This is a genomic window from Martinezella tropici, from assembly GCF_003287875.1.
GTDB lineage: Bacteria > Pseudomonadota > Alphaproteobacteria > Rhizobiales > Rhizobiaceae > Rhizobium > Rhizobium tropici_C.
In genome coordinates this window covers 299484-326035 of the sequence record NZ_QMKK01000054.1, presented here as the reverse complement: position 1 = coordinate 326035, position 26552 = coordinate 299484, and the positions used below count along the sequence as shown (strand labels likewise).

The following is a 26552-nucleotide window of genomic DNA, read 5'->3' as shown; positions in this document are numbered from 1 at the left end:
GCAATGACATCGACGACAATCCGCTCCGAACTTCATTTCATTCTCAACGGCCGGGACATTGCCCTTAACGACGTCGCGCCGGACCAGACGCTGCTCGACTGGCTGCGCCTCTCCCGCTCGCTGAAGGGCACCAAGGAAGGCTGCGCCGAGGGCGACTGCGGCGCTTGCACCGTGCTTGTGGGACGGCTGACGCCCGCAGGCGGTCTCGTCTATGAGGGCGTCAACGCCTGCATTCGCTTCCTTGGATCACTCGACGGCTGTCATGTGGTCACCGTCGAGCATCTTGCCCCGAGCGGCGAGCACCTGCATCCTGTACAGCAGGCGATGGTCGACTTTCACGGTTCGCAATGCGGTTTCTGCACACCGGGCTTCGTCATGTCGCTCTACGGGCTTTGGATGCAGACGCCGAACCCAACGGATCAACAGATCGAAACGGCGCTCCAGGGCAATCTCTGTCGCTGCACCGGCTATGAGCCGATCCTGCGCGCTGCCCGCTCCATCTCCAATTATGGCGGGACAAAAGACGACGCGCTGCTGATCGAACGCGAAACCATGATCACGCGCCTGCAAGCCCTTCGCGATGGCGCCCGCGTCGAAATCGGCGAGGGTCGTAATCGGCTTATCGTGCCTGCGAACCTTGATGACTTCGCCTCGGTTCTGGAAGCATCGCTGACGGCAACGGTGGTGGCCGGCTCGACCGATGTCGGCCTCTGGGTCATCAAGCACATGCGCGACATCACGCCGGTCATCTTTATTGCCGGGCTGCAGGAGTTGAAATCGATCATCGTGCACGACGGCATCATCTCGATCGGTGCGGGCGTCACCTATTCCGAAGCGATTGCGACGCTCTCCCAGCATATTCCGGCGCTCGGTCCGCTGATCGCCCGCATCGGCGGCCAGCAGGTACGCAATATGGGCACGATCGGTGGCAACATAGCCAACGGCTCCCCAATCGGCGATACGCCGCCGGCGTTGATTGCGCTCAACGCGTCGCTGACCTTACGCAAGGGCTCGGTCCGGCGCACCATCGCACTCGAAGACTTCTTCATCGCCTATGGCAAACAGGACCGCCAGCCGGGCGAATTCGTCGAGGCCGTGCATATTCCAGTTCCGGCAGCGGACGAGAAATTCGCGGTCTATAAGGTGACGAAGCGGCGGGACGAGGACATTACCGCCACGCTCGGCGCCTTCCGGCTGGCACTTGGCGAAGATGGCACGGTTGCCGAAATCCGGATTGCCTATGGCGGCATGGCCGCGACGCCGAAACGGGCCTTCGCCGTTGAAAAGGCATTGCTCGGCCAGTCCTGGAACGAGACGACGGTGGAGATGGCGATGGAGAAATATGCCGAGGATTATGCGCCGCTGACCGATATGCGCGCCACGGCGGAATATCGTGCGCTGGCGGCAAAGAATCTTCTCTTGCGTTTCTACCTGGAAACGACCTCCAGCGCCGCACCGGCCCAGGTGTCCAGATATGAGGCCGCATAAGCCATGAACAAACACGCTTCCGATCTCAAGGCCGACACCATCGTCGGCGGCGTCCATTCCAGCCCCCGTCATGACTCCGCCCATAAGCATGTCTCAGGTACGGCCGTTTATATCGACGACATAACGGAACCAACCGGTACGCTTCACGCCGGTCTTGGCCTATCCACCGTTGCCCACGGCACCCTGAAATCCGTCGATCTTTCCGCCGTCCGCGCCGCCCCCGGCGTCGTTGCCGTGCTCACCCATCAGGATGTGCCCGGCGTCAACGATATCTCGCCCTCCTATATGCATGACGATCCCGTGCTTGCCGCCGGCAAGGTCGAGTTTCATGGTCAGCCGATCTTCTGCGTGATCGCCGAAACGCGCGATGAGGCGCGGCGTGCTGCGCGGCTGGCAAAAATCGAGTACGAGGAATTGCCTGCCGATATCGACATATGGGATCTCGATGTCTCGACCCATAGGCAGGTGGTTACACCGCTGACGCTGGAACGCGGTGATGCGGCGGCCGCCCTTGAGAGTACGCCGCGGCGCTTGACGGGCCGCATGCGGCTCGGCGGCCAGGATCATTTCTATCTCGAAGGCCAGGTCTCGCTTGCCGTGCCCGGCGAGGATGACGAGGTTGTCGTCTACTGCTCCACCCAGGGCCCGAGCGAGACGCAGCATATGGTCGCCCATGCGCTGGGCGTCCCGAGCAATGCTGTTACGATTGAGGTTCGCCGCATGGGTGGCGGCTTCGGCGGCAAGGAAACCCAGGCAAACCAATGCGCTGCGATCTCGGCCATCGCCGCCAAGAAGCTGAAGCGCGCCGTCAAAATCCGACTCGACCGCGACGAAGACATGATCGCGACCGGCAAGCGGCACGATTTTGCCATCGACTACGATGTCGGCTTCGACGACGAGGGGCGTATCCTTGCCGTGGACTACACCTTCGCGCTTCGCGCCGGCTTCTCTGCCGATCTCTCAGGTCCGGTCGGCGACCGCGCGCTGTTCCATTGCGACAATGCCTACTTCTTCCCGCATGTTCACGCGAAGTCGGCGCCGCTCTATACTAACACCGTCTCCAACACGGCCTTCCGCGGCTTCGGCGGTCCGCAGGGGATGGTCGGTGCCGAACGCGTTATCGACGAGGTGGCCTTCGCCGTCGGCAAGGATCCGCTCGACATCCGCAAGCTGAATTTTTACGACGCGATGGGTGTCGATGGCGAACGTAACCTCACCCCCTATCACCAGACCGTCGAAGACTGCATCATCCAGCGCATTGTTGCCGAACTGGAGGAAAGCGCCGATTATGCCGGACGCCGCAAGGCGATCGCCGAGTTCAACGCGAAGAGCCGCATCGTCAAGCGCGGCATCGCGCTGACGCCGGTCAAATTCGGCATTTCCTTCACCAAGACGGAATCGAACCAGGCCGGCGCGCTGGTGCACGTCTATAGCGACGGCTCCGTGCACATGAACCACGGCGGCACCGAGATGGGGCAAGGCCTGCATCTGAAAGTGGCGCAGGTCGTGGCGGAAGAGTTCCAGATCGATCTCGACCGGGTGAAGATCACCGCAACGACGACGGCCAAGGTGCCGAACACCTCGCCGACTGCAGCTTCTTCCGGCGCCGATCTCAACGGCATGGCGGCGCAGAATGCCGCGCGCCAGATCAAGGACCGGCTGATCGCCTTTGCCGCCGAAAGCCATCAAGTTCCGCGCGAGCAGGTGATGTTTCTGCCCAACCGCGTGCGGATCGGCGATATCGAGATGTCCTTCAGCGATCTTATCAAGAAGGCCTATATGGCTCGCGTCCAGCTTTCGGCCGCCGGCTTCTACAAGACGCCGAAGATCCATTGGGACCGCAAGGCGGGCCGCGGCCATGCCTTCTACTACTATGCTTATGGCGCTGCCTGCTCGGAGGTGTCGATCGATACGCTGACCGGAGAATATGTCGTTGAACGCACCGATATCCTGCACGATACCGGCCGCTCGCTGAACAAGGCGATCGATATCGGGCAGGTCGAGGGCGGCTTTATCCAGGGCATGGGATGGCTGACGACGGAGGAGCTCTGGTGGGACGGCAAGGGGCGGCTTCGAACGCACGCGCCCTCGACTTACAAGATCCCGCTTGCATCCGACCGGCCAAAGATTTTCAATGTGGCTCTGGCCGATTGGTCGGAGGCCTATGAGCCGACGATTCATCGGTCCAAGGCGGTCGGCGAGCCGCCGCTGCCACTCGGCCTTTCCGTCCTGCATGCCCTTTCGGATGCCGTGGCGAGCGTCGCCGACCACAAGATCTGCCCGCGTCTCGACGCGCCGGCGACACCCGAACGGGTGCTGATGGCGATCGAGCGTCTCAAGGCGGCGAAGAAGGAGTAAGATCATGTCTGCCGCCCGTGAAGATATCCGGGATTTCCTGCGCCGCGAACCGGCATCGATCCTCGTCGAGGTCATCGGTGTCGCAGGTTCGGCACCACGCGATGCGGATGCCTGGATGCTGGTGTCGGAACGGGCAATCTTTGCGACGATCGGCGGCGGGACACTGGAATATATGGCGATCGACCAGGCACGACGGGCACTGCGCTCCGGCCTTGCGGCGGAGCCGATGAACGTACCGCTCGGTCCGGAGATCGGCCAATGCTGCGGCGGCCGGGTGGGCCTCGCCTTCACCGTCGTCAGCCCCAGGCTTGCGAATGATCTCATAGCTCGGAGTGATCGCGAGATGGCCGCACGCCCACATGTCTATGTTTTCGGCGCCGGTCATGTCGGCGATGCCCTCGCCATGGCGCTTTCGCTGGCGCCGTTACGCGTGGTGCTTGTCGATACGCGAGAAGAAGAACTCGTCGCCAGCACCGTGCCGGGCGTTGAGACCTGTCTCACGGCCATGCCTGAGGCCGTCGTACGCGATGCGCCGGCCGGCAGCAGCTTCGTCATTCTCACCCATGATCACGCACTCGACTTCCTGATTGCCGCCGAGGCGCTCAAGCGCTCGGATGCCGCCTATGTCGGCATGATTGGTTCCAAGACGAAGCGCGCCACCTTCCGCAACTGGCTGTGGCGCGAAAGCGGTCAGGCCGAGCTTTTCGATCGCCTCGTCTGCCCAATCGGCGGAACAGCAGTAAAGGACAAGCGTCCCACGGTCATCGCCACGCTTGCCGCCGCCGAGATCATGACGGCGGCGCTGAGCTGGACGGCTGCAGCACAGCTGGCCGCGACAAAACCTGTTATCGGATAACAGGCAACTGCTTGAAGGGATTGGCGAGCGGCACGCCAAGCGGCGCGAAATGCCGCTCATTGGCCGTCAAAACGGTGAAACCATGAGCGGCAGCAGTCGCGGCGATGGCAATGTCCTCGAAGCCGGGGTCGTGAGCACGCGCCCTGTCAAGCATCAGGCCAGCATGCCGCGCCTCCTCAACTCCGAAGGGCAGGATACGGCCGGCATAGAAATGTTCCACCGCAGCGAGCCAGCGGCGCAAGTGCTTCGCCTTAGTCCTCGCCCCAATCCTAACCATGCGGGCGATGCCTGCCTCGATCTCGGCGATGGTGATCGCGGAAAGATAAAGCCGGTCACTATTCGCGCGCAGCCAGGCCGCGAATGCCTCAACGCCGACTTGGCGCTTGGTCGGCGCATCGGCCGATACGATATTGGTATCCAGAAGATACAAGATCAGAAGCCGTTTCCACGCAATGAACGCGCGGGTTTTCGCGATCGCTCTGGAATATCGGCGGGCTCGCCGGGAAAGGCGAGAAGCAGATCGGCGAAATCAGGTACTCTGGAGACGCGTTGCCATTCCTCGAAGGAAACCAGCACCGCTTCCTTCCGGCCATGGCGGGTAATAACGGTCGGCTCACCGGCCACGGCTTGATCGACCACGGCGGAAAGCGTCGCCTTCGCATCCTTGAGCTGGATTTCCTTCATAGCCGTTCTCCATATGACCACTGATAGTCATATATGCTTTCGCTGGCTTGATTCAAGCGGAGATCAATCTGTCGCCTTCGGATCACGAGACCGCAGCGGCTGGCTCGTCCTCCAGCAGCTTACCGATCAACCGCTGACAGCGCTCTGCCATGAAATCGATCATCAGGCGGACCTTCGGATCCTGGAAACGCTTGTGCGGATAGATGGCGGCGAGCTGCACCGGAGCCGGCGGGCTCTCCTTCAGGATTTCGACCAGTCGCCCCTCCCTTAGATAGGCCTTCACCTCGAACAACGGCTTGTTGATGATGCCGCGATCTTCCAGTGCCCATTGGGTCAGCACGTCGCCGTCGTCGCTGTCATAAGGGCCTGCGACCTCGAACTTCCGAGGGCCTTCCGCCGTTACAAGCATCCAGTAATATTCCTTGGAGCCGGGATAGCGCAGCAAAAGACAGTCATGCTTGTCGGCAATCAATGCATCCGCGGTCGGCGGCACGCCGCGCTGCGCCAGATAGGCGGGCGACGCGCACAGCACCCGCTCGCAATTGAGGATGCCGCGCATGCGCAGGTTGGAATCCTCCAAGACGCCAAGCTTGAAGGCGACGTCGACGCCCTCGGCAAGGATATCGACATTGTGGTCCGACAGGCGCACGCGCACCTCGATATCCGGGTATTTGTCGTGAAACTCCGGAATGCCCGAGGCGATCAACCTTCGGCCGATGCCGAGCGGCGCGGTGATCCTTAGCGAACCCTTCGGATTTCGCGAGAGATCGGCGATCGCCGCTTCCGCCTCATTGACAGCCTCGATGATCTTCACTGCCTTTTCATAGAAGACACGGCCATGTTCGGTCGGCGAGAGCTTACGCGTCGTGCGGTTGAACAGGCGCACGCCGAGGTGACGCTCGAGTTCCTTGATGCGGTTGCTCGCCACCGCAGGCGTGACGCGCTGGTCGCGGCCTGCTGCCGAGAGAGTACCGAGTTCGACCACGCGAACGAAGACGCGGACATTATCAAGATAGGACATGGCACCTTTCTACCACATCGGCGGGCGGAACAAACCAGAGTTCATCTTATAGATTTTTTTGAAAGTGTTGGCGGATTAACCGGGATTTTCGAGAAAATGGAGGGATGGCAAACACTCCCATAGAGATCGGGAGGAGTTCCCATGTATGAATATGCCATCGCCTGGGACTGGCTGACCTTCGCCGTCCGCTGGCTGCACGTCATTACCGCCATCGCCTGGATCGGTTCGTCGTTCTATTTCGTAGCACTTGACCTCGGCCTGAAAAAGCACCCCGCCCTGCCGCCGGGAGCCTATGGCGAGGAGTGGCAGGTGCATGGCGGCGGCTTCTACCATATCCAGAAGTATCTGGTGGCGCCCGCCAACATGCCGGACCATCTCGTCTGGTTCAAATGGGAAAGCTATGTCACCTGGCTGTCGGGCTTCGGCATGCTCTGTCTCGTCTATTACGCCGGCGCCGATCTCTACATGATCGACCCGGCCGTGCTCGACGTCTCCAAGCCGGTGGCAATCGCCATTTCGCTCTGCTCGATCGCCGGCGGCTGGCTCCTATACGATCTGATCTGCAAATCGCCCTTCGGCAACGACAATACGCGGCTGATGGTGGCGCTCTATTTCATCCTGGTGGCGGTGGCCTGGGGCTATACCCATCTCTTTACCGGCCGTGCCGCCTTCCTGCATCTCGGTGCCTTCACGGCGACGATCATGTCGGCCAATGTCTTCTTCATCATCATTCCGAACCAGAAGATCGTTGTCGCCGACCTGCTTGCCGGGCGCAAGCCCGATCCGAAATACGGCAGGATCGCCAAGCAACGCTCCACACATAACAACTACCTGACGCTGCCCGTGCTGTTCCTGATGCTGTCGAACCACTACCCGCTGGCCTTCGGCACGCAGTTCAACTGGATCATCGCCTCGCTCGTCTTCCTAATGGGTGTCACGATCCGCCATTGGTTCAACACCCGCCACGCCAATGCCGGCAACCCGACCTGGACCTGGCTGATCACCGTCGTGCTTTTCATCATCATCATGTGGCTTTCCACGGTGCCGAAGATCCTGACCGGCGAACCCACGACGAAGATCTCTGCCATCCAGCAGCCCTTCATAACGGCGCAGGATTTCCCAAAGGTCCGCGATACCGTGATGGGTCGCTGCTCCATGTGCCATGCGAAGGAGCCAAGCTGGGAGGGCATCGTCGCTCCGCCGAAGGGGGTGATGTTCGAGACCGATCGCGATATCGCCGCCCATGCGCGCGAGATCTATCTGCAGGCCGGCCGTAGCCACGCCATGCCGCCCGCCAACGCCTCTCACATAACCGACGGGGAGCGCCGCCTGCTCGTCTCCTGGTATGAAAGTGCCGTCAATGGGGAGAAGACCCAATGAATGAAATCCTGATCCGTGGCCGCGTGCTGACCTTCCTCGCCGAGCCGCAAGGCATCGACGATACCGCCTCCTATCGCTATATCGACGACGGCGCGGTCTTCGTTCGCGATGGCAAGATCGTGGAAATCGGTGCCTATGGCGACATTCGCAAGCTGGCCGATGCCGGCATCAGGATCGCGGATCACCGTCCGAACCTCATCCTGCCGGGCTTCATCGACACACACCTGCATTTCCCGCAGACGCAGGCGATCGCGTCTTACGGCGCGCAGCTGCTCGAATGGCTGAACACCTATATTTTCGTCGAAGAGCAGAAGTTTGCCCGCGCCGCCCACGCAGCTGAAGTCGCCGATCGCTTCATGGACGAGCTCCTGTCGAACGGCACCACGACGGCCGTCGCCTATTGTTCGGTGCATCCGCAAAGCGTCGATGCCTATTTCGCGGCAGCCGAAGCGCGCGGCATGTGCATGATCGGCGGCAAGGTCATGATGGATCGCAACGCGCCGGATGCACTGCGCGATACGCCGCAGCGCGGCTACGACGAGACCAAGCGGCTCATCGACAAATGGCACCGCCGCGGCCGCGTGCATTATGCCATCAGCCCGCGCTTTGCCATTACCTCGACTCCCGAGCAGATGGAGATGAGCAAGGCGCTCGTTGCCGAACACCCGGATTGCTATGTCCAGACGCATCTCTCGGAAAATCGCGATGAGATCGCCTTTGCCACATCTCTCTATCCGGAGGCCAAGGACTATACCGATATCTACGCCCGCTACGGCCTTCTCAACGACCGTATGCTGCTCGGCCATTGCATCCATATGAGCGAACGGGAAGTCGCGGTGCTCGCCGAAACCGGCGCGGTCGGTGTCTTCTGCCCCACCTCGAACCTCTTCCTTGGTTCCGGGCTCTTTAACGCCGCGGAGTTCGACAGGCTTGGTGCGCGCTGGTCGGTCGCAACGGATGTCGGCGCAGGGACCAGCTTTTCCATGCTGGAAACGATGGACGAGGCCTACAAGGTGCTGCATCTGCAGGGGCAACGGCTGACGCCGTTCAATTCCTTCTACCGCATGACGCGCGGCAATGCGCTGGCGCTTGGCCTGGAGAAGCAGATCGGCTCGCTCCAGGCAGGCGCGGATGCCGATATCGTCGTGCTTGATTCCAGCGCCAAGTCGGCAATGGAATTCCGCATGCGCACGGCAACCTCGCTTGCCGAAGAGCTGTTCATTCTCCAGACCATGGGCGACGACCGCTGCGTCAGCGAGGTCTATGTCGCCGGCAGGGCCATGAAGACGAAGAATGCAAAGCATCAGGCAACGGTAAGTCGAAAACCGGAAGCCGCCCTCTTCGCATAAGGATTTCCATACGGCTTCGATCTCTCTGGGAAAGGGGCGTAGGGCCTGATGGGAAAATGAAGCGCGCTTTCGCTGGGTGACAGGTCTGGAGACCGGTCCCGGCGTCGCGCGCATTTTCGCTTCATCAGTGAGAATATTATTCCAAAATCATTTCGGAAATTAGCAAATCACTATAGGCTGAGGTCGACTCGGCTGCGCATGCGCTTTGGGAGAGTTTGCCACGCCCGCCGAGCAAGACAATCCGATGAAGAAAAGCCGACATGCCCAACAGAACCTCGCCGCTCGTCGCGTTCCAGTCCAGGACATTCCGTTCACTCTGGTCGGCAACGCTCATCTCCAATCTTGGTGGGCTGGTCGAAGGCGTCGGTGCTGCCTGGCTCATGACCAGCCTTGCCACCTCTCACGGCATGGTGGCGTTGGTCCAGTCCTCCACCACGCTGCCGGTTATGATCTTTTCGCTTGCGGCTGGCGCGCTGGCCGACAACTACGACCGAAGACGGATCATGCTGATCGCGCAGATGCTCATGCTGTGCGTATCTGCGACGCTTGCGGTACTGTCCTACACCAATGCCTTGACGCCCTGGCTGCTGCTGAGCCTCACCTTCCTGATCGGCTGCGGCGGCGCCCTGCACAATCCGTCCTGGCAGGCCTCCATGGGCGATGTCGTGCCGCGCAACCACCTGCCGGGCGCCGTCGCCCTCAACAGCATGAGCTACAATCTGATGCGCAGCATCGGGCCGGCGATCGGCGGCGTCATCGTGGCGGCGGCAGGTGCTGCTTTCGCATTTCTTTTCAACGTCTTCTGTTACTTCGCCCTCATCTTCGCATTGTGGCGCTGGAAAAAGGCGCCTGACCGCAACACCCTGCCGCGCGAACCCTTCGGCAGTGCCATGTCGGCCGGGTTCCGCTATGTCCTGATGTCGCCGAACCTGCTCAAGGTGATGTGCCGCGGCTTCGTCTTCGGCCTGACGGCGATCGTCATTCTCGCGCTTCTGCCGCTGGTTGCCCGCGACCATGTACATGGCACGGCAATCACCTATGGCATCATGCTCGGCTTCTTCGGCTTCGGCGCGATCTGCGGGGCGCTGCTGATCGGCCACATTCGCGATCTCCTCAGCAATGAATGGGTGATCCGTGGCGCCTTCTTCACGCTGGCGGTCAGCTGCCTCTTTCTTGCGTTGAGCGACCAGGTATGGCTGAGCTGCCTTCTCCTCATGCCGGCAGGCGTCGCCTGGGTGCAGGCCTTCTCGCTGTTCAACGTCACCGTTCAGCTTTCCACGCCGCGCTGGGTCGTCGGCCGTGCACTTTCGCTCTACCAGACCGCCACCTTCGGCGGCATGGCCGTGGGAAGCTGGCTCTGGGGTGCACTGGCCGACGCCCATGGCGTCACCGGCGCGCTCCTCATCGCAAGCGCCGCCTTGGCCATAGGCGGCCTGCTCGGTATCCTGCTACGCCAGCCGGACTTCGAATCCTTGAACCTCGATCCGACCAACACCTTCAGCGAACCGCAGCTGCTGCTCGACCTGCGCTCGCGAAGCGGCCCGATCCTGGTCATGGTGGATTACAGCATCGACCAGGAAGACGTGCCGGAATTTCTGGCCGTCATGGCGCAACGGCGCCGGATGAGAATCCGGGACGGGGCCAAGCAATGGTCGCTGTTGCGCGACCTGGAAAAGCCGACCACCTGGACCGAAAGCTACCATTTGCCAACCTGGATAGACTATGTCCGCCATAGCCAGCGCCAGACGCATGCCGACGTCGAGGTCGCCGAACGCCTCGATGCTCTGCACCGTGGCGATCAGCCGCCGGTCATCCACCATATGATCGAACGGCAGACGGTGCCGAGACATGATGACATGCCCTTGAAGCCCTATCTCGACGCAACCTGACGCGGCTTACGGCCGGGCGCCAGCCCGATCGTTGCCATCGCAGTCGATGGGAATATCCAGCGGCCCAGTCAACCTTGCGGGACAAAAAAGTCACACCGTGCGAGCGTTTAGCGACCACGCCGCCTTTAAGTTGCGGATGTTCCACAACCACATATTGAGCTGCCATGCAAATTGTCTATTTTCCCGCGCTGCAATCGTAGGCGCAAAGTCGGACCCCAGGATTTTGCGATGCCGCCGCGTCGCCCCTGCTTTGCGGATGCCTACGCGACCATTCACATTCGGAGTTTCAGGCAGACAATGACATTTCCGACGATCAAGCTTCCTCAGAGAGCTCTCATGCTTGCTCAGGGCGTGATTTCGATGCCGAGGGCCGTCTACTTCTCGCTACCGATATTGATCGGCCTGACCGTTTTCATGGCAGTTTCCGAAACGCCCGACATATTGAGAGATTGGACGATCAACCAAAATCCCGTCGTGCTCGATAGCGGCGATATCCGCGATGGAAAATGCTCGACCCGGAAGGGCTTCTTCACCAGTTGTTCCGCTCATCTCAATTATGCCTATAAAGGCCAGAACTACGACAAGGATGTCGAGATCATGTTCGTCGACATCCATGCCGGCGACTATGAAACGGACCTGGTGATCTCCGCGGATCATCCGGAATTGGCGACCCTCAGCCTTGGGCTTGAAAAGCTCTGGAACCGGATCATCACGCTTGCCGTATTCGTTGCCCTGCTCGGCGGCGCCTGTATCGCCATGATCTTCCAGCTCTTGCGCATCTGGCGAGTTCGCGGGCAGTTGCGCCAGCCCGCTCAATTGGTGCCGGTCCCGGTGGAAATCACCACGTTTCAGCGCAAAGGCAAGCGGTTGACGGTGACCTACGCGGATAAGGTCGCCAACAGATGGACCGGAAGAGCGGCCCATACGCGTTTTGAACCGGGAGAGCAGCCTCTGCTCGTCGGCGAAAAGGGCGGCAAAGCCGTGGGCCTGGCCGTCTGGCATGGGAAAGCGGCTCTCCCGGTGCTTCTCGATCAGCGACTGGAGCGAATTGACATGACGGCAGACGAGCGCGCCAGAACGCTCGCGCCACTGACAGCCGAACTGGGCAGCCATCCGCCGGAACTCGTCGCACGAGCGAAAAAGGGCCTGTCCGTCCTGGCGCGGCTCGCGAGGTTCTTCCTCGTCATACTCCTGATTATCGGCGGCCTTCTTGGCTACTGGCTCTGGTATGTGACCAGCGCCGGCTCGCAATTCACGTCGCCGGCCATGGATCTCAACAATATGATGCCTGCTCCCCTCAATCGCTGGGGCTGCGATCAGCTGAAGAAGCGTTTCGGCGATCAACGAGCCCCCTTCGGCTGCGTCGCATCGGACTATACCAGCTGGAAGTGAGGTTGGACTGATATAGATGGGCCTGGTCTGATGACCCGGTCTCCATCGACGGCGCCTTGGGCATTTCTCGATCGTTCCCGGCATGATTGGCGGTGCACCGCTTCCGCGCGGGAAGGGAACAATGATCGGCGAATGTCGTTTGACTTCCATTGTCGATCTTGAGCCTGGACGACTGGGAGCCCGCCTATGAGCCCGCGCGCGCAATGGAAAGGATATCTGAAATTCGGAGAGGTCAGCTGTGCCGTCGCCCTTTACACGGCGGTCTCGACCTCGGAGCGCATTTCCTTCCATACGCTGAACCGGGAAACCGGCAATCGTGTTAGGCGCGAGTTCATCGACAGCCAGACCGAAAAACCGGTACCGCGCGACGACCAGGTCAAGGGTTATGAGCTCAACAAGGACGATTACATCGTGCTGGAGCCGGAGGAAGTCGCTGCCGCCGTGCCGGAAAGCGACAAGGTCCTGCACGTAAAGGCTTTCCTGGCGTGCTCGGATATCGACGATGTTTATTTTGACCGGCCCTACTATCTCGCCCCTTCCTCTTCGGCCAGCGAGGAAGCCTTTGCGCTGATCCGCGAGGGCATGCGCAGGAAGAAAGTGGCCGCCATTGCGCAGGCCGTCCTGTTTCGCCGTTTGCGAACCCTCATGATCCGCCCGCACGGCAAGGGGCTGATCGCCACCACCTTGAACTTTGACTATGAGGTTCGGTCGGCAAAAGAGGCTTTCGAGGATGTGCCCGACATGAAGATCAAGGGCGAGATGCTCGAGCTTGCCAAGCATATCATTGCCACGAAGGAAGGCAGCTTCGACGCTGCGGAATTCGAGGATCGCTACGAAGCGGCACTGACGGAACTCGTCAAAGCCAAGGTCGAAGGCAGGGCGATCCCGAAACGCGAGCCGGCAAAAATCGCCAAGGTGACGGACCTCATGGAAGCTTTGCGCCAGAGCGCCGGCGCTGATGGTCGCGGCAAGGCAAGTGCGAAACGCGCCTCGCAAAAGGCCGGTTCTGCGTCTCGCAAGGCAGAGAAATCGCAAGCCGCATCCTCGTCCCGCTCGCAACGCAAGGCAGGCTGACGATGGTATTGGAAACCTATAACCGCAAACGTGATTTCACGAAGACGACCGAGCCGAAAGGGCGCGCAAACCAGGAAAAGCGGAGAGCCTCGGGAGACAGCTTCGTCATCCAGAAGCATGATGCCCGCCGGCTCCATTATGATTTCCGCCTCGAACTCGATGGCGTCCTGAAGAGCTGGGCCGTGACCAAGGGGCCAAGTCTCGTGCCGGGTGAGAAGCGCCTCGCCGTGCAGACCGAGGACCATCCGCTGGAATACGGCGATTTCGAGGGCACGATCCCGAAGGGCGAATATGGCGGAGGCACCGTCCTCGTCTGGGACAAGGGCTCCTGGACGCCGCTTGGCGACCCCCACAAGGGCCTGAACAAAGGACATCTCGAATTCGAGCTCCATGGAAAAAAACTTGGCGGCCGCTGGCACCTGATCCGTATGGCGGGAAAGCCGCGCGAAAAGCGGGAAAACTGGCTGCTGATCAAGGGGGAGGACGATGCGGCCCGCCCGGAAGGGGCACCCGACATTCTTGAAGAACGCCCGGAATCGGCCAAAACAGGGCGCGTCATCGATGACGTCGAAGGCGAGAAACCGGGCTGGTCCTCGAAGACCGGCAAGATCGATCGCAGCCGGGCGAATGGTGCCACCAGGGAAAAAACGCATAAAGCCGAACCGGAAGCGGATGCGAAGGCTATCGATCCATCATCCCTAAAGGGGGCCAGGAAGGCGCACCTGCCGACCTTCATTGAGCCGGCCCTGGCAACGCTCGTGGCAAAGCCACCCTCGGGCGCGCGCTGGCTGCACGAAATCAAGTTCGACGGCTATCGGCTAGAAGTCCGCATAGAGGCCGGGCGCATCAAGCTGCTCACCCGCAGCGGGCTCGACTGGACCGGAAAGTTCGGCAAGGAGATCATCGCCGCCTTCAAGGATCTGCCCGTCGGTACGGCGATCATCGATGGCGAACTGGTCGTCGAGCCGACGGCCGGCGCCTCGGACTTTTCAGCACTTCAGGCCGACCTCAGCGAAGGCCGCAGCGATCGTTTCGTCTTCTACGCCTTCGATCTCCTCCATCTCGATGGCTATGATCTTGTCTCCTGTCCTTTGGTCAGCCGAAAGGAGCTACTGCGGACGATCATTTCATCCGAGACAGGCATGCTTCGCTTCAGCAGCCATTTTGACGAGAACGGCGACCTGCTGCTAAGCCACGCCTGCCGGCTGAGCCTGGAAGGGATCGTCTCGAAAATCGCCAACGATCCCTATCGTCCCGGTCGCGGAAAGACCTGGGTCAAATCGAAATGTTCGTCGCGGCAGGAATTCGTCATCGGTGGCTGGGTTCCCTCCACGACATCGCGAAAGGCAATCGGCTCGCTGGTCCTTGGCATCTATGAGGACGGCAAGCTCGAACATGTCGGTCGCGTCGGCACAGGTTACACGCACATTGTTGCCGAGCAGCTTTTCAAAACGCTTGGTCGCCTGAAAGCGGAGCAAAATCCCTTTGCAACGAAGCTGACGGCCGAAGAAAATCGCGGCGTCCGCTTCGTGCGGCCCGAACTGGTGGCGGAGGTCGAGTTCCGTGCGTGGACGGCCGATGGCCACCTGCGTCACGCCTCCTTCCGTGGCTTGAGAGAGGATAAGAACCCGCTCGAGATCGTTCGGGAAACACCGAAAACCGCCACCGGCGCTTCAGCCGAAAAGCCCGCCCGCAGCAGCGTATCCTTGACGCATGGCGACCGCCTCTACTGGCCGGACGAGGGCGTGACCAAGGCAGGACTTGCGGATTATTACACGCAGGTTTGGCGCTACATGGGCCCCTACGTCGTCGGCCGGCCGCTCGCGCTCGTCCGCTGCCCGAACGGCATCGGCGGTCAGCACTTCTTCCAGAAGCATGCCTGGAAGGGCATGAACCGGAATATCGCCCTGGCGAAGGATCCGCAGGACGAAGAGCCCTATGTGAGCATCAACGATCTGAACGGCCTGATCGGCCTCGTGCAGGCGGCCGTTCTCGAAGTGCATCCCTGGGGATCGATGGTCGGCCAGTGGGAAAAGCCTGACATGATCATCATGGATCTCGATCCGGGGCCGGGCGTCGACTGGACCGAGGTCATCGCCGCCGCGGAAGAAACCGGCGAGCGCCTGAAACAGGCAGGTCTCGTTCCGTTTATCAAAACCTCGGGCGGCAAAGGGCTGCATATCGTCTGCCCGTTGGTCGCCAAGACTGAATGGCCTGCGGTCAAGGCTTTCACAAAGGGTATCGCCGATGCGATGGCGGCCGACAGTCCCGGACGCTATGTTTCGACGATCACCAAATCGAAACGACGCGGCAAGATCCTGATCGATTATCTCAGGAACCAGCGCGGTTCGACCGCCGTCGCGCCCTATTCCACCCGCGCTCGTCCCGGAGCCGCCGTCTCCATGCCGCTCTCCTGGGACGAGTTGAGCCCAGCCATCGGCCCGGACTATTTTACCGTGCTCAACGTGCCGACGCGGCTTGCCGCGCTCCGCTCGGATCCCTGGGCTGACTTCAGGGCAGCCGCGGAACCGTTGCGCCAATCGCGGGCAAAAAGCAAACCTGGCTCATAACCGGAGCGGCTCTCTGTTGTCTCGCAGCTTCGGACGAAAAACCGCTGCGCACTTTTTCTGGAATTGCTCCAAGCGGGCTATCGCTTCTTTGTGCCCTTCTCCTGCGAGAGGCTCTTTCGAAGCGCATCCATGATGCTGATGACATTGCTCGGTGGCTCTTCCTCCTCCACCTTCGCCTTGGCCGGGCGCTTTCGGCCCTTCTTCTTCGAGGCGATGATGTCGAGCAGCTTTTCCTGGACGGGGTCTGAAACCATGGCGGGATCCCATGGCATTGTTCGCTCTTCTATGAGCTCCTCAACCAGCCGCATCAGCTTGGTATCCACCGATTTCGATGCGATATCGCCGAAATAATCCCGTTCGTCGCGCACCTCGTCGCCAAAGCGCAAAGTCCAAAGCACGATCCCCTTGTCTCGAGGCTCCAGCATGACGGCGCGTTCGCGGCGATACATGACCAGCCGGGATATGCCGACCATCCGGCTTGCCGCCATCGCATCGCGGATGACGCAGTAAGCCTCCTCGCCGACGGGATCGTCAGGCGTCAGATAATGCGGAGTATCGAACCAAATCCATTCGATGCCGTCGCGCGGCACGAACATCTCGATATCGATCGTCCGCGTGCTTTCCAGAGCTACGGCGTCGAGCTCCTCATCCTCGAGCAAGACATAGTCATCCTCGCCGCGCTCATATCCCTTGACTTCATCGTCCTCGTCCACTGCCGTTCCGGTGACGGAATCCACATATCGGCTGACGATGCGATTGCCTGTCTTCCTGTTGAGCGTATGGAAGCGAACCTTCTCATTGTCGCTGGTTGCCGGCGCCATAGCGACCGGGCAGGTCACGAGCGACAGTTTGAGGTAGCCCTTCCAGAATGATCGTGGAGCCATGAATTTTTCCTCCGATACCGGAGAGGAACGGCCTTCGCCCTGCATGGTTCCGCTCGGCCTTCGCTCTCATCGCGCCTGGAAGGCAACTCGACCGGATGACGAGTTTGCCTGTAATCCAAGACCGCGGATCGCTTCAAACCGCGAGCGATGGCTTTGGCGGGAATTGCAACTCATGGATCATCGCTCTCAATGCATGCTACCGCCGCCCTCCTTCAGATCCACATTGCTGAGGATCAATGCCAGTGGAATGGCACAAAGCACGATCAGCATCAGCACATGGAACACGTCGATATAGGCGAGAAAACTCGCCTGCGTCTGCACCTGCTGCCCGATCCAGGCGGTCGCCTGTGCCCGCGCATCCGCCACCGTCGCGCCCTTCTCGGCAAAATAGCGCGACATGGTCTGCAGCGTCTCCTGATAGGCCGGTGAGGATGGCGTGACATGCTCCACAAGGCGGCTCTGATGCCATTGCTCGCGATGAGCAAGCACATTCGACGCGACGCACACGCCGATCGAACCGCCGATATTGCGGGCCGCATTGATCATGGCGGATGCCTGGTTGGTCTGCTCCGGCCTGAGGCCGTAATAGGAGGCTGAGGTGATCGGGATGAAGATCAGCGGCAGGCCAAGTCCGATATAGAGACGCGACCAGACGAAGAAACCGAAGTTCAGGCCGGGATAGAGCCGGGTCAATTGCCACATGGACACGGCAATGATCCCAGCACCGATGGCAATCAGATATTTCGGCTGAACCAGTGAATTCACCCGGCCGGCGACGAACATCATGACCATGGTCACAAGCCCGCCCGGCGACAGGGCGAGCCCAGCCCAGGTGGCCGTGTAGCGGTAATTCTGCTGCACGACTTCGGGAATGAACTGCGTCGTTGCGATCAGTATGGCGCCGGTTGCCATCATGACAATGAAGCAGGATCCGAATTGCCGGGTGCCAAGCAGCCAGCCATCGATGATCGGGTTGGCCTTGGTCAGAACCCATGGGATTGCGAGGAGAAATGCGAGAACGCATATGGCAACCATCACAATGATGAAGCCGGAGCCGAACCAGTCATCTGTCTGGCCCCGATCCAGCACAAGTTCCAGTGAGCCGAGAAAGGTCGCCACCAGCAGAAAGCCGACAAGATCGAAGCGAACGCCTTTACGGCGAAACTCCTCGCGCATGCGCTTTGTCTGAGGCGTCTCTTTCAACAGGACATAGACGAGGGCAAAGGCGAAGACGCCGACGGGGCCGTTGATGAGAAAACACCAGTGCCAGGAAAGATTGTCGGAGAGATAGCCGCCCAATGTCGGCCCGATGACCGGCGCCACGACCACGGCGACGCCGAAAAGAGCGAAGGCCTGTCCGCGCTTTGCCGGCGGAAAGGCATCCGCAAGGATCGCCTGCGAGGTCGGCACCATGCCGCCGCCGGCAAAGCCCTGGATCACGCGGAACATCAGCAATGTTTCCAGATTCCAGGAGAGGCCGCACAGGACGGAAGCGATCGTGAAGGTCGCCAGGCACAGGAGATAGAACCTGCGACGGCCGAACCGCTCGGCAAAATAGCTGCTGGCAACAAGCACGATCGCATTCGAGACGAGATAGGTCGTGACAACCCAGGATGCCTCGTCGGAACTGACGGCCAGACCGCCGGAAATATAGCGTAGCGCCACATTGGCGATCGTCGTGTCGAGCACCTCCATGAAGGTCGCGAGCGACACCACGATGGCAATCAGCCACGGATTCGTTGTATGCGCGGAAGACGCCCCTGCCCCGCCTGCCGTTGCGCTTGCGCCGCTCATCTCAGTTCCTCGGGCGCACTGTCACCGTCGGCACCACGGACATGCCGGGGCCGATGGCGACATCTGCGGGCCATTTGTCTACCACGATCTTGACCGGCACGCGCTGCGTGACCTTGACGTAGTTGCCGGTCGCATTTTCGGCCGGCAGCAGCGAGAAGGCCGTTCCGGAACCTGGCTGGACGGATGCGACCTTGCCGTGAAGCTTATGATCCGGATAAGCGTCGATCGTGAGTTCCACCGGCTGGCCCGGCCGCATGTCCGTCAGCTGCGTCTCCTTGAAGTTTGCCGTAATCCAGATTTCGTCGGGAACGAAGGTCGAGATCGCCTGCCCTGCGTCGATATATTGGCCCTTGGCGCCGGTGAGGCGCACAACGCGGCCCGGCTGGGCTGCGGTGATGGTCGTATAGCTCAGGTTCTGCTGCGCCTCTTCCGCCTGCGCTTCGGCCTGTTTCAGACTGGCGAGCGCGCTGGATTTCTGCGCTTCCGCGACAGTCTTGTTCTTCAATGCGGAGGTCACGTTCGCCTGCATCTGCGCAAGGCTTGCCTGATCCTGCTGCAAGGTCGAGGCCGCCTGCTGGACGGCCTGTACGCTGCCGGAGCCGCTCTTGACCAACTGTTGCTGACGAGCGGATTCCTGCTGCGCATATTGGAGGGCGGCGGCGGCGGAATTCTGCTGCGCTCTGGCGACGTCGACCGAAGCATTGGCCGCTTCGATCTGCGCGCCGGCGCTATCAACGGCCGCCTTGGCGACCTCCACCTGGCCATTCGCCTGATCGAGCGCGATCTGATAGTCGCGCGGCTCGATCCGCAAGATGACATCGCCGGCGGCGACGTGCTGGTTGTCTGTCACCGGAACTTCCGCGACATAACCGGAAACTTTGGCAGCCACGGAAAAACTGCGCGCGGCGACGAAAGCGTCATCCGTCGACTCGTAAGGATAGAAATAGATCTTCCAGCCGAACCATGCGCCAACGATCAGAGCCGCCAGCACTACAATGCCGGAGAGAATCCAGAAGGGATGGCGACGGACGAGTGAAGGCCGCTTTTCCACCGAGGAATCGGCCCGCCGGTCTGCATTTTCAACCGGCTGCTGTTTCCGCCGATCCGGCTTGGTTTCCATGATATCGGGTTGATTGTCAGCCATGACTTGACCTTTGCTTGTTGTCGTGCGGGGTTTCAGCTCCCGGTCAATCGGTTGAAATGATGGTCAATGCGGCAGAAAGCGTCGGATCTTTTTCAGATCCCGAACGAAGGCGAGCCGGCTCTTTTCCTTTTCATCCTGCTCCCTGATCCGCAAAAGTGCCGAAGGATGAATGGTCACGAGAACATCGGGCTTTCCCGCGGAATGCAGGATATGGCCACGGTCGCGCATGACCTTGACCTTCGAACCGAGCAGCGAGGATACCGCTGTCGCGCCGAGTGCGACGACCAGTTTGGGCTTCAGGAGTTCGAGCTCGGCCCCGAGCCACCAGGCGCAACGCTGCACCTCTCCGGCATTGGGCCTTGCATGCAGGCGCTTCTTCCCACGCATCTGATATTTGAAATGTTTGACGGCGTTGGTGACGTAACAGCGGTCCCGCTCCACGCCGGCCTCTTCGAGGCACTGGTCGAGAAGCCGGCCCGCAGGTCCGACGAAAGGCCGCGCGGCCAAATCCTCCTTGTCGCCGGGCTGTTCGCCCACAAGCACGATATCGGCCGTATCTGGCCCTTCGCCGAAGACGAGATGGGTGGCATTGCGGTAGAGATCGCATCGCGTGCACGAGCGAGCATCGTCGCGCAGTTCATCGAGGGTTTCTGCGTCCGCATGTTCATATGCCAGCGAAGGACCTGTACCGGTCAGAGGAAATCTATCGAGCATTGGGGGCTCGCTATGGTTCCAGACTCTACGACGATCAACTAATCGCCGTTCTCTTTGTTCCATGCTCGGATGCTGCCGGGAGGGGAACCCACCTCATTGCTGTTCGTTAGAATGATGAACCGTTGGAACGGAGGAAGGCGTCATGAACGGCAACGGCAAAATAGGTTCCTTTGCACTGAGCGCGTTCTTCAAGGACGAATATGATGCGGAGGCGGCAGCGCAGGCTCTCATGGACGCCGGCATACCCAAGGATGCAATCACCATGACGCCGGGCAATCGGCCGGATACGTCGCCGATCGATCATATGGGCTTTCTCGATGCGCTGACGGGAATCTTCTTTCACGAGGAACAGCGTGCGGCCTACGCGGCCGCTCTCGAACAGGGAGGAACGCTGGTCACCGTTCAGGAAATGAACGAGGCACAGCACAATATCGCTCTGCCGATCCTGGTCGAAAAGGGTCAGATCGATCTCAACGAACGAGACGGCGATAGCTGATCCATTCGCCTTGTCATGCCGGAACAACCGGTATCCGCTGCGGTTCGGAACCAGCGATGGAGCGTGGCCTGCCAAAGGAGGAAACCATGGCGGAAACGGAAATCCACGACATGTTTGTCATCGGTCTTCGAAATGCCCATGCGATGGAAAACGAAGCCCTGAGCATGATGAGGCCACAACTGCCGCGCATGGAACGCTATCCCGAAGTGGCAGCAAAGCTCGAACAGCATATCAGCGAGACCCAGGATCAGATCATCCGCCTTGAGCATATTCTTGAGGAACTGGATGAAAATTACCTGAGCGTCAACGACATGGTCCTTTCATTCAACGGCGCGACAGCCGTCATGAGCCATGCAGGCATGGGCGACGCGGTGTTGAAAGACGCCTTCGCCGACTTCGCATTCGAAAACTATGAGATTGCGGCATATAAATCGCTGCTGACGATCGCGGATGCCGGAAATTTCCGCGAAGCGAAGGATGCATTGCAGGCAAGCCTTGCCGAAGAACAATCGATGGCCAGATGGCTGGACGACAATCTGCCCTTGGTCACGCAGAAATTCCTGCTGATGTGGGAAGGCGATGGGCCTCTTGGGACGCAGAGGTAATCTCAGCTGATTTTACCTGGAGGAATCTACAATGCCTTGCCTATCAGCTCGACGGGCGGCCTGGCAGGTGCTCATCGCTCAGGATCTTCTGCGCATCCATAAACCCGTGCGCCCACTTGTCTCGGCGGTGGTCACCTTCCGGAAATGGGTTGTTGTCGCCGCTTACACCCTTTTGGAAGGCCTTCCTGCCGAGTTCATAAGCTTCCGTTTCGGAAATCGTGTCGTCGTTGCTCATGGCCGATATCCGCCTGTTGCCATCAACCGCGCATCAAGGCAGGCCATCACGAAGGCTGGTCTCGATGCCTCGACTGGAATCCGATGCGAAACGGCTGCGACGCAGCGCTCCCTTGCATGGGCGTAGGAGGAGCCTCTTTCATACGGCCATCGTCGTGCGAGGAAATGGATGGCGTCCTCCGGCCCCTGAACGGTCTGGCAACCCTGATCCCCGGCAGCAAGGCGAACCGGGGCGTTCCAAAGCATTTTAAATTCGACATCAATGACTTCGTGCATTCGATCCTCCCATGTCGCGGAGGTCCCTCTCCTCAATGAAAAACCGCAGACGCGGCCGTTTGTTCCTGAACCCCGCTGCGCTCCGCCATGCTTTCACAAAATTCTTTCGCTGTGGAATTGGAAACTTTTATCGGCCTAGAATGTTCTGGACGCCAGGTTCCCATGAGGTGAACGCCAGCCTTTGTCCCGCCTTGCGGTTCACTTTCAGTTCACGCGAAACCATCTATAAGCGATTAACTCACTCTGGATTGATGGATGGACAACTCGACGGCCCCCTATAGCCAGATGTTCCGGGGCAAACGGCTTCTGATCGTGGAGGACGGTTATTTCCTCGCCGACGAGGCACGGCAAAAATTGCAAGAGCTCGGCGCGATCATAGTCGGACCGGTCGATGACATCGAGCATGCCGCCGAACTGATTGAGGAGAGCGATGCAGATGCGGTAATCCTGGATTTGCATCTGGCTCCGGAGCGCGCCTTTTATCTGGTTGAACGGCTTGAAAGGCAGAGGCTTCCCTATGTCTTCGCCCTGGCTCGGGAACCGCCCGGCGCAACGGCGGATTTTGCCGGCTTTGTGCTGTGCGAGAAATCGGCTGCCATGGAGCACATTGCCAAGGCTCTGTTCAACAACCGAAAATCGGATATCTAGCGCTGTTTCCTGCTCGTGTGACGGAGATCCAATCCGTCAGCGCCTATCCTCGTCGAGGCGAGCGGCCAATTGCTGCCTTGCCCGATTGATCCTGCTTTTCACCGTGCCGATCGCGCAGCCGAATTTTTCTGCCGCGGCATCATAGGAACGGCCTTCTATGACGACATATTCAAGCACCGCCCGATAAGGCTCGGGCAGGTGATTGCAAGCTTCCTCCAGCTCCCTTGCCCGGATTGTCCATTCCTGCGACGGCAAGGCGATGCCATCACCAGAAACACATTTCTTGCTGCCCGGAGCCTCCCGCTTGGCAATGCGGAACTTCGTGCAAAACGTATTGCGCATGATCGTGAACAGCCACGATTTCAGTCGGGTGCCGCGATCGAATTGATTGAGATTGGCCAATGCCTTCGCCAGGGTCTCCTGAACAAGATCGTCGGCATCGTTGGTATTTCTGTGAAAGGTCCGCGCAAAGGCGCGAAGGGCTGGAATAAGTTCGACAATTTCGGTTTGCAGACCGGTTGTTCGGGACAGGTCGGTCACAACTTCCTCCTTGGCAGGTTCTAATAAGAGCGCTCCTCGCCCGCCTCGCATGCAGCACCCGATCTCGTTCAACGCCGGCCATGCGCGATGAGATCGGCATCCACGCGGGTGCCGGCCCAATCGCCATTGGTCTTGATTTGAGTAGTCTCCGCTTTCGCTATACCGCGATGCCTGTTCGGGATGCTTTGGATTGACTTTCGGACTTCAGACGCCGTTTACGTCTTGCGGGGAAACGGTTGTATTCCGAGCTTGTTCCATCCAATTCCAAAAAATCGCCTGCTGTCGCTGCGAAAGAAATCGGAAAAGCAGTGGGCCGATGCAGAAGGATTACCGCTCGATTGTCCCGTTTCGGCGAATCTTGCGTTGAAGAAGCATGATGCCATAGAGCAAGGCTTCCGCGGTCGGTGGACAGCCCGGCACGTAGATATCGATGGGAACGACCCGGTCGCATCCGCGCACGACCGAGTAGGAATAGTGATAATAGCCGCCGCCATTGGCGCAGGAACCCATCGAGATGACATAGCGCGGCTCTGGCATCTGGTCGTAGACCTTGCGAAGCGCCGGCGCCATCTTGTTGCAAAGCGTACCCGCGACAATCATTAGATCCGACTGCCTCGGGCTAGCCCTTGGCGCCGCGCCAAAGCGTTCGACATCATAGCGCGGCATCGACATCTGCATCATTTCGATCGCGCAGCAGGCGAGCCCGAACGTCATCCACATCAGCGATCCCGTGCGCGCCCAGGTGACGAACTCGTCCGTGCTGGTGACCAGAAAGCCCTTGTCGGCAAGCTCGCTGTTGATCGTCCCCAGAAATGGATCGCCGCCTGGAGCCTCGCCGGGGTACTGAAAGTCGCTGATCACAGGCCGATTCTTGAAGGAAGACATGGGTCCGTTCTCTCTGGAAAAGACGCCTACAACTTTCGCAAGCTCGATTTGTTCCGTGAAGGAAGCGTCTTCAAAAGCATGATCCTGCCAAGAGCAAAAATGCAGAAAACTGGAAACAACCACTCTGCTGTTGAGTTTGAAGGCGGCAAACAGAAGAGAGGAATGATCCTATGTTGATGAAAATGATCGCAGTCGGCGCCTTGTCGATCGGCATGGCCACAGCTGTCATGGCGCAGCAGTCCGGCTCTGGCGGCACTGGCGCCGGTGGATCCGGCAGCGGCAACGGCGCCGCGACAGGCACGCAAAATAACGGCACTTCCGACGGAAACGGAGGCACCACCGGCACCGGTGCGACCGGTACTCCCAATTCCAACGGTCAGTCGCAGGACTGCAATGCCATGAAAACAGGCAAGAACACGACACAAGGCAACGACACGCAAAATAGTCAATCGAACGACAGCGCGACGAGCAGGAATTGTCCTCAATGACGAAAACTCGGGAAAATGCGGGACCGTTTCGTGTTTCGCGGGCCATCCGGCGTCGCCATAGGCTTTCCATATATCGACTGCATCGGATGCGATGTGGATGGCCGGCGATACAGGCCGCAATCGAGGAGCAGATGCCATGAGAAACCCAGCATCGATGAAAAACCCAGACTCCGTGAGAAACGGTGCTCAGGAACTTGCGAAGGAATATCTGCGGCTCGGCGGACGCAGGCTTCTGGTCATGGATGATAATATTCTGTCGACCAACAGCTGGGAAGCGGACCCTCCCGAAGCCGAGACATTCTGGAAACGGGAGATCGAGACACTCGAACCGCGGCAACGCAGCGAGGTCATGTCGTTTCTCCCTTCCATCAATGCCACCTAGTGGGGGCACCGGCTTTGCCGAAGTCATCCCGAAGCAAGCGGCTCCAGACATGGCCATGAATTGATGACAAAGACAGGTACGATCCGTATCGGTATTTCAGGCTGGACCTACGCCCCCTGGCGCGGCGTTTTCTATCCGGAAGGCACGACACAGAAGCGCGAGCTGGCCTATGCCTCCCGGCAGTTTCCTTCCATTGAGATCAATGGCACATTCTACGGATTGCAACGTCCCGAGGCTTTTGCGAAATGGCGGGACGAGACGCCCGATGGCTTCGTCTTTGCCATCAAGGGCTCCCGCTACATAACCCATATGCGCAGGCTGCGCGATGTCGAGACGCCGCTCGCCAATTTCATGGCCTCGGGTTTGCTGCGCCTTGGACCGAAGCTTGGCCCTATCCTCTGGCAGTTTCCGCCGCGGCTACAGTTCGACGCCGAACTCTTTTCCACCTTCATGTCAATGCTGCCAAAGGACACCCATGCCGCGGTCAAACTTGCGAGGCGACGCGATGCATGGATGGAAGGGCGCGACTGGCTGGAGACCGACGAAAACAGGCCACTGCGCCATGCGTTCGAGATTCGCAACGAAAGCTTCGCGCAAGCCGATTTCATCCGGCTGCTGAGGGAACACAAGATGGGACTGGTTTGCGCCGACACGGTCGAATGGCCGTTGCTGATGGATATCACGGCCGATTTTGTCTATTGCCGTCTCCATGGCTCGGAAGAGCTCTATGTCAGCGGCTACGACGACAAGGCTCTCGATAAGTGGGCAAAACGAATCAGCGCCTGGGCGCACGGTCGCGAGCCCGCCGACGCCAATCGCGTGTTGAAGCCGCTGACATCGTCCGCGAGAGGTCGCGACGTCTATGTCTATTTCGATAATGACGTGAAAGTCAGGGCACCGGTCGATGCCCGACGACTGGCCGAGCGGCTCGGGCTTGCCTCACCAGTCGAAGCCATGCCGCCCCTTGAGAGGAAGCGGCCGCGCAAGACGGCGGTTACAGAAGAGGCCCGCCAGCATTGGCCGGGCCGATGACGCTCTCTTCACCGGAAAAAGGCGCCGGCCCGGTTCAGATCACTCCAGCCGGCCCCATGCCGGGTCCCACTGCACACCCTCGGACAGCTCCACATAGATCGGCCTGAGTGTCTCGCCGATCATCTTGTTGCGTGCCGCTATGAAAGCGTCATTAGGCTCCATTTCCTCACCGGGGAAAACGACATCATCTTCGCCAGGCGGTGTTTCCCTGCGCAGGAAGCCCCTGATCTGATCGCCGGAATGATAGAATTTGACGATAATGGAGCCCGGCGGAACCTCGTTCTTGCGATATCGGCGGTAGGTTTCCATCTTGCACCTCCTCATATCGGCGGGCATTCGCCGAATGATTATCGAATTGACCATGATCCG

At 59.9% G+C, this 26552-nt stretch carries 27 protein-coding genes; 15 read left to right on the top strand and 12 right to left on the bottom strand.

Going from position 1 to position 26552, the window contains the following annotated elements; translation table 11 throughout:
• Positions 1-3: 3 nt before the first annotated feature.
• The 3 genes from xdhA to xdhC are packed head-to-tail and all read left to right on the top strand — an operon-like array spanning position 4 to position 4702.
• Positions 4-1488, top strand: coding sequence for a xanthine dehydrogenase small subunit (xdhA, locus tag DQ393_RS26770; RefSeq protein ID WP_112344717.1), 1485 nt, complete (start codon positions 4-6; stop codon positions 1486-1488).
• Between the two features lie 3 nt (positions 1489-1491).
• Complete coding sequence (xdhB, locus tag DQ393_RS26765) at positions 1492-3846, top strand: xanthine dehydrogenase molybdopterin binding subunit (RefSeq protein WP_112344716.1); 2355 nt, start codon at positions 1492-1494, stop codon at positions 3844-3846.
• 4 nt (positions 3847-3850) lie between these two features.
• Positions 3851-4702, top strand: coding sequence for a xanthine dehydrogenase accessory protein XdhC (gene xdhC, locus DQ393_RS26760; RefSeq protein WP_112344715.1), 852 nt, complete (start codon positions 3851-3853; stop codon positions 4700-4702).
• Here the strand turns inward: xdhC and DQ393_RS26755 are convergent.
• The 3 genes from DQ393_RS26755 to DQ393_RS26745 all read right to left on the bottom strand — a co-directional run bounded on the left by DQ393_RS26755 (position 4692) and on the right by DQ393_RS26745 (position 6407).
• Positions 4692-5132 (bottom strand): type II toxin-antitoxin system VapC family toxin, encoded by a 441-nt coding sequence (locus DQ393_RS26755; protein ID WP_112344714.1) that lies wholly within the window; start codon positions 5130-5132, stop codon positions 4692-4694. The genes xdhC and DQ393_RS26755 overlap by 11 nt on opposite strands.
• Positions 5133-5134: 2 nt before the next feature.
• Positions 5135-5386: a type II toxin-antitoxin system Phd/YefM family antitoxin gene (locus tag DQ393_RS26750; protein WP_095438739.1), complete on the bottom strand. Its 252-nt coding sequence runs from the start codon at positions 5384-5386 to the stop codon at positions 5135-5137.
• Between the two features lie 82 nt (positions 5387-5468).
• Positions 5469-6407 carry a LysR family transcriptional regulator gene (locus DQ393_RS26745; protein WP_112344713.1) on the bottom strand — a complete coding sequence of 313 codons (939 nt, stop codon included), beginning with the start codon at positions 6405-6407 and terminating at the stop codon, positions 5469-5471.
• Between the two features lie 141 nt (positions 6408-6548).
• Between DQ393_RS26745 and DQ393_RS26740 the strand changes: the two genes are divergently transcribed.
• The 6 genes from DQ393_RS26740 to ligD all read left to right on the top strand — a co-directional run bounded on the left by DQ393_RS26740 (position 6549) and on the right by ligD (position 16061).
• A complete protein-coding gene (locus DQ393_RS26740) occupies positions 6549-7787 on the top strand; it encodes a urate hydroxylase PuuD (RefSeq protein WP_112344712.1) in 1239 nt (412 codons plus the stop codon).
• Positions 7784-9136, top strand: a complete 1353-nt coding sequence (gene guaD / locus DQ393_RS26735) for a guanine deaminase (protein WP_112344711.1) — start codon at positions 7784-7786, stop codon at positions 9134-9136. The genes DQ393_RS26740 and guaD overlap by 4 nt, the downstream gene beginning before the upstream one ends.
• A 260-nt stretch (positions 9137-9396) precedes the next feature.
• Entirely contained in the window at positions 9397-11025 is a 1629-nt protein-coding gene (locus DQ393_RS26730; protein ID WP_112344710.1) for an MFS transporter, read from the top strand.
• Positions 11026-11361: 336 nt separating this feature from the next.
• Entirely contained in the window at positions 11362-12417 is a 1056-nt protein-coding gene (locus DQ393_RS26725; RefSeq protein WP_245430465.1) for a hypothetical protein, read from the top strand.
• Between the two features lie 186 nt (positions 12418-12603).
• Positions 12604-13491, top strand: coding sequence for a Ku protein (locus DQ393_RS26720; protein ID WP_112344709.1), 888 nt, complete (start codon positions 12604-12606; stop codon positions 13489-13491).
• 2 nt (positions 13492-13493) lie between these two features.
• On the top strand, positions 13494-16061 hold the full coding sequence (gene ligD / locus DQ393_RS26715) for a DNA ligase D (protein ID WP_112344708.1): 2568 nt from the start codon (positions 13494-13496) through the stop codon (positions 16059-16061).
• A 77-nt stretch (positions 16062-16138) separates the two neighbouring features.
• On the opposite strand, the gene DQ393_RS26710 is transcribed toward ligD, so the two are convergent.
• The 4 genes from DQ393_RS26710 to DQ393_RS26695 all read right to left on the bottom strand — a co-directional run bounded on the left by DQ393_RS26710 (position 16139) and on the right by DQ393_RS26695 (position 20597).
• Complete coding sequence (locus DQ393_RS26710) at positions 16139-16945, bottom strand: Ku protein (RefSeq protein WP_112345185.1); 807 nt, start codon at positions 16943-16945, stop codon at positions 16139-16141.
• 186 nt (positions 16946-17131) lie between these two features.
• A complete protein-coding gene (locus tag DQ393_RS26705; RefSeq protein WP_112344707.1) occupies positions 17132-18739 on the bottom strand; it encodes a DHA2 family efflux MFS transporter permease subunit in 1608 nt (535 codons plus the stop codon).
• A 1-nt stretch (position 18740) separates the two neighbouring features.
• Complete coding sequence (locus DQ393_RS26700; protein WP_112344706.1) at positions 18741-19883, bottom strand: HlyD family secretion protein; 1143 nt, start codon at positions 19881-19883, stop codon at positions 18741-18743.
• A gap of 63 nt (positions 19884-19946) precedes the next feature.
• Positions 19947-20597: a UdgX family uracil-DNA binding protein gene (locus tag DQ393_RS26695; protein WP_112344705.1), complete on the bottom strand. Its 651-nt coding sequence runs from the start codon at positions 20595-20597 to the stop codon at positions 19947-19949.
• Positions 20598-20739: 142 nt separating this feature from the next.
• On the opposite strand from DQ393_RS26695, the gene DQ393_RS26690 reads away from it, so the two are divergent.
• Complete coding sequence (locus DQ393_RS26690) at positions 20740-21093, top strand: hypothetical protein (RefSeq protein WP_112344704.1); 354 nt, start codon at positions 20740-20742, stop codon at positions 21091-21093.
• Positions 21094-21179: 86 nt separating this feature from the next.
• On the top strand, positions 21180-21698 hold the full coding sequence (locus tag DQ393_RS26685) for a ferritin-like domain-containing protein (RefSeq protein WP_112345184.1): 519 nt from the start codon (positions 21180-21182) through the stop codon (positions 21696-21698).
• Positions 21699-21741: 43 nt separating this feature from the next.
• Here the strand turns inward: DQ393_RS26685 and DQ393_RS26680 are convergent, their stop codons facing one another.
• On the bottom strand, positions 21742-21933 hold the full coding sequence (locus tag DQ393_RS26680) for a ribosome modulation factor (protein ID WP_112344703.1): 192 nt from the start codon (positions 21931-21933) through the stop codon (positions 21742-21744).
• Complete coding sequence (locus DQ393_RS26675) at positions 21930-22178, bottom strand: DUF982 domain-containing protein (RefSeq protein ID WP_245430485.1); 249 nt, start codon at positions 22176-22178, stop codon at positions 21930-21932. The genes DQ393_RS26680 and DQ393_RS26675 overlap by 4 nt, the downstream gene beginning before the upstream one ends.
• A 285-nt stretch (positions 22179-22463) precedes the next feature.
• Between DQ393_RS26675 and DQ393_RS26670 the strand changes: the two genes are divergently transcribed.
• Positions 22464-22856 (top strand): response regulator, encoded by a 393-nt coding sequence (locus DQ393_RS26670; protein ID WP_112344701.1) that lies wholly within the window; start codon positions 22464-22466, stop codon positions 22854-22856.
• A gap of 36 nt (positions 22857-22892) precedes the next feature.
• Here DQ393_RS26670 and DQ393_RS26665 read toward each other — a convergent pair whose 3' ends face one another.
• A complete protein-coding gene (locus DQ393_RS26665; RefSeq protein WP_112344700.1) occupies positions 22893-23396 on the bottom strand; it encodes a sigma-70 family RNA polymerase sigma factor in 504 nt (167 codons plus the stop codon).
• 327 nt (positions 23397-23723) lie between these two features.
• The gene (locus tag DQ393_RS26660; RefSeq protein WP_112344699.1) at positions 23724-24281 is read right to left on the bottom strand and encodes a NuoB/complex I 20 kDa subunit family protein; all 558 of its coding nucleotides are present in this window, start codon (positions 24279-24281) and stop codon (positions 23724-23726) included.
• A gap of 170 nt (positions 24282-24451) precedes the next feature.
• Here DQ393_RS26660 and DQ393_RS26655 point away from each other — a divergent pair, with 170 nt between their 5' ends.
• The 3 genes from DQ393_RS26655 (at position 24452) to DQ393_RS26645 (ending at position 26183) form a co-directional block, all read left to right on the top strand.
• The gene (locus tag DQ393_RS26655; protein WP_112344698.1) at positions 24452-24769 is read left to right on the top strand and encodes an oxidoreductase; all 318 of its coding nucleotides are present in this window, start codon (positions 24452-24454) and stop codon (positions 24767-24769) included.
• A gap of 97 nt (positions 24770-24866) precedes the next feature.
• Complete coding sequence (locus tag DQ393_RS26650; RefSeq protein WP_245430464.1) at positions 24867-25151, top strand: hypothetical protein; 285 nt, start codon at positions 24867-24869, stop codon at positions 25149-25151.
• 63 nt (positions 25152-25214) lie between these two features.
• A complete protein-coding gene (locus DQ393_RS26645; RefSeq protein WP_112344697.1) occupies positions 25215-26183 on the top strand; it encodes a DUF72 domain-containing protein in 969 nt (322 codons plus the stop codon).
• Between the two features lie 39 nt (positions 26184-26222).
• On the opposite strand, the gene DQ393_RS26640 is transcribed toward DQ393_RS26645, so the two are convergent.
• Positions 26223-26492: a hypothetical protein gene (locus DQ393_RS26640; protein WP_112344696.1), complete on the bottom strand. Its 270-nt coding sequence runs from the start codon at positions 26490-26492 to the stop codon at positions 26223-26225.
• Between the last annotated feature and the right edge of the window lie 60 nt (positions 26493-26552).

Bases quoted from the DNA above. Each gene is read 5' to 3' on its own strand.
- DQ393_RS26710 (WP_112345185.1), bottom strand. From the start codon at position 16,945: ATGGCTCCACGATCATTCTGGAAGGGCTACCTCAAACTGTCGCTCGTG.
- DQ393_RS26720 (WP_112344709.1), top strand. From the start codon at position 12,604: ATGAGCCCGCGCGCGCAATGGAAAGGATATCTGAAATTCGGAGAGGTC.
- DQ393_RS26660 (WP_112344699.1), bottom strand. From the start codon at position 24,281: ATGTCTTCCTTCAAGAATCGGCCTGTGATCAGCGACTTTCAGTACCCC.
- guaD (WP_112344711.1), top strand. From the start codon at position 7,784: ATGAATGAAATCCTGATCCGTGGCCGCGTGCTGACCTTCCTCGCCGAG.
- DQ393_RS26725 (WP_245430465.1), top strand. From the start codon at position 11,362: ATGCTTGCTCAGGGCGTGATTTCGATGCCGAGGGCCGTCTACTTCTCG.
- DQ393_RS26750 (WP_095438739.1), bottom strand. From the start codon at position 5,386: ATGAAGGAAATCCAGCTCAAGGATGCGAAGGCGACGCTTTCCGCCGTG.
- DQ393_RS26650 (WP_245430464.1), top strand. From the start codon at position 24,867: ATGGCCGGCGATACAGGCCGCAATCGAGGAGCAGATGCCATGAGAAAC.
- DQ393_RS26640 (WP_112344696.1), bottom strand. From the start codon at position 26,492: ATGGAAACCTACCGCCGATATCGCAAGAACGAGGTTCCGCCGGGCTCC.
- DQ393_RS26675 (WP_245430485.1), bottom strand. From the start codon at position 22,178: ATGCTTTGGAACGCCCCGGTTCGCCTTGCTGCCGGGGATCAGGGTTGC.
- DQ393_RS26685 (WP_112345184.1), top strand. From the start codon at position 21,180: ATGGCGGAAACGGAAATCCACGACATGTTTGTCATCGGTCTTCGAAAT.
- xdhA (WP_112344717.1), top strand. From the start codon at position 4: ATGACATCGACGACAATCCGCTCCGAACTTCATTTCATTCTCAACGGC.
- DQ393_RS26690 (WP_112344704.1), top strand. From the start codon at position 20,740: ATGAACGGCAACGGCAAAATAGGTTCCTTTGCACTGAGCGCGTTCTTC.
- DQ393_RS26695 (WP_112344705.1), bottom strand. From the start codon at position 20,597: ATGCTCGATAGATTTCCTCTGACCGGTACAGGTCCTTCGCTGGCATAT.
- DQ393_RS26700 (WP_112344706.1), bottom strand. From the start codon at position 19,883: ATGGCTGACAATCAACCCGATATCATGGAAACCAAGCCGGATCGGCGG.
- xdhC (WP_112344715.1), top strand. From the start codon at position 3,851: ATGTCTGCCGCCCGTGAAGATATCCGGGATTTCCTGCGCCGCGAACCG.
- DQ393_RS26730 (WP_112344710.1), top strand. From the start codon at position 9,397: ATGCCCAACAGAACCTCGCCGCTCGTCGCGTTCCAGTCCAGGACATTC.
- xdhB (WP_112344716.1), top strand. From the start codon at position 1,492: ATGAACAAACACGCTTCCGATCTCAAGGCCGACACCATCGTCGGCGGC.
- ligD (WP_112344708.1), top strand. From the start codon at position 13,494: ATGGTATTGGAAACCTATAACCGCAAACGTGATTTCACGAAGACGACC.
- DQ393_RS26745 (WP_112344713.1), bottom strand. From the start codon at position 6,407: ATGTCCTATCTTGATAATGTCCGCGTCTTCGTTCGCGTGGTCGAACTC.
- DQ393_RS26670 (WP_112344701.1), top strand. From the start codon at position 22,464: ATGGACAACTCGACGGCCCCCTATAGCCAGATGTTCCGGGGCAAACGG.
- DQ393_RS26655 (WP_112344698.1), top strand. From the start codon at position 24,452: ATGTTGATGAAAATGATCGCAGTCGGCGCCTTGTCGATCGGCATGGCC.
- DQ393_RS26740 (WP_112344712.1), top strand. From the start codon at position 6,549: ATGTATGAATATGCCATCGCCTGGGACTGGCTGACCTTCGCCGTCCGC.
- DQ393_RS26680 (WP_112344703.1), bottom strand. From the start codon at position 21,933: ATGAGCAACGACGACACGATTTCCGAAACGGAAGCTTATGAACTCGGC.
- DQ393_RS26705 (WP_112344707.1), bottom strand. From the start codon at position 18,739: ATGAGCGGCGCAAGCGCAACGGCAGGCGGGGCAGGGGCGTCTTCCGCG.
- DQ393_RS26645 (WP_112344697.1), top strand. From the start codon at position 25,215: ATGACAAAGACAGGTACGATCCGTATCGGTATTTCAGGCTGGACCTAC.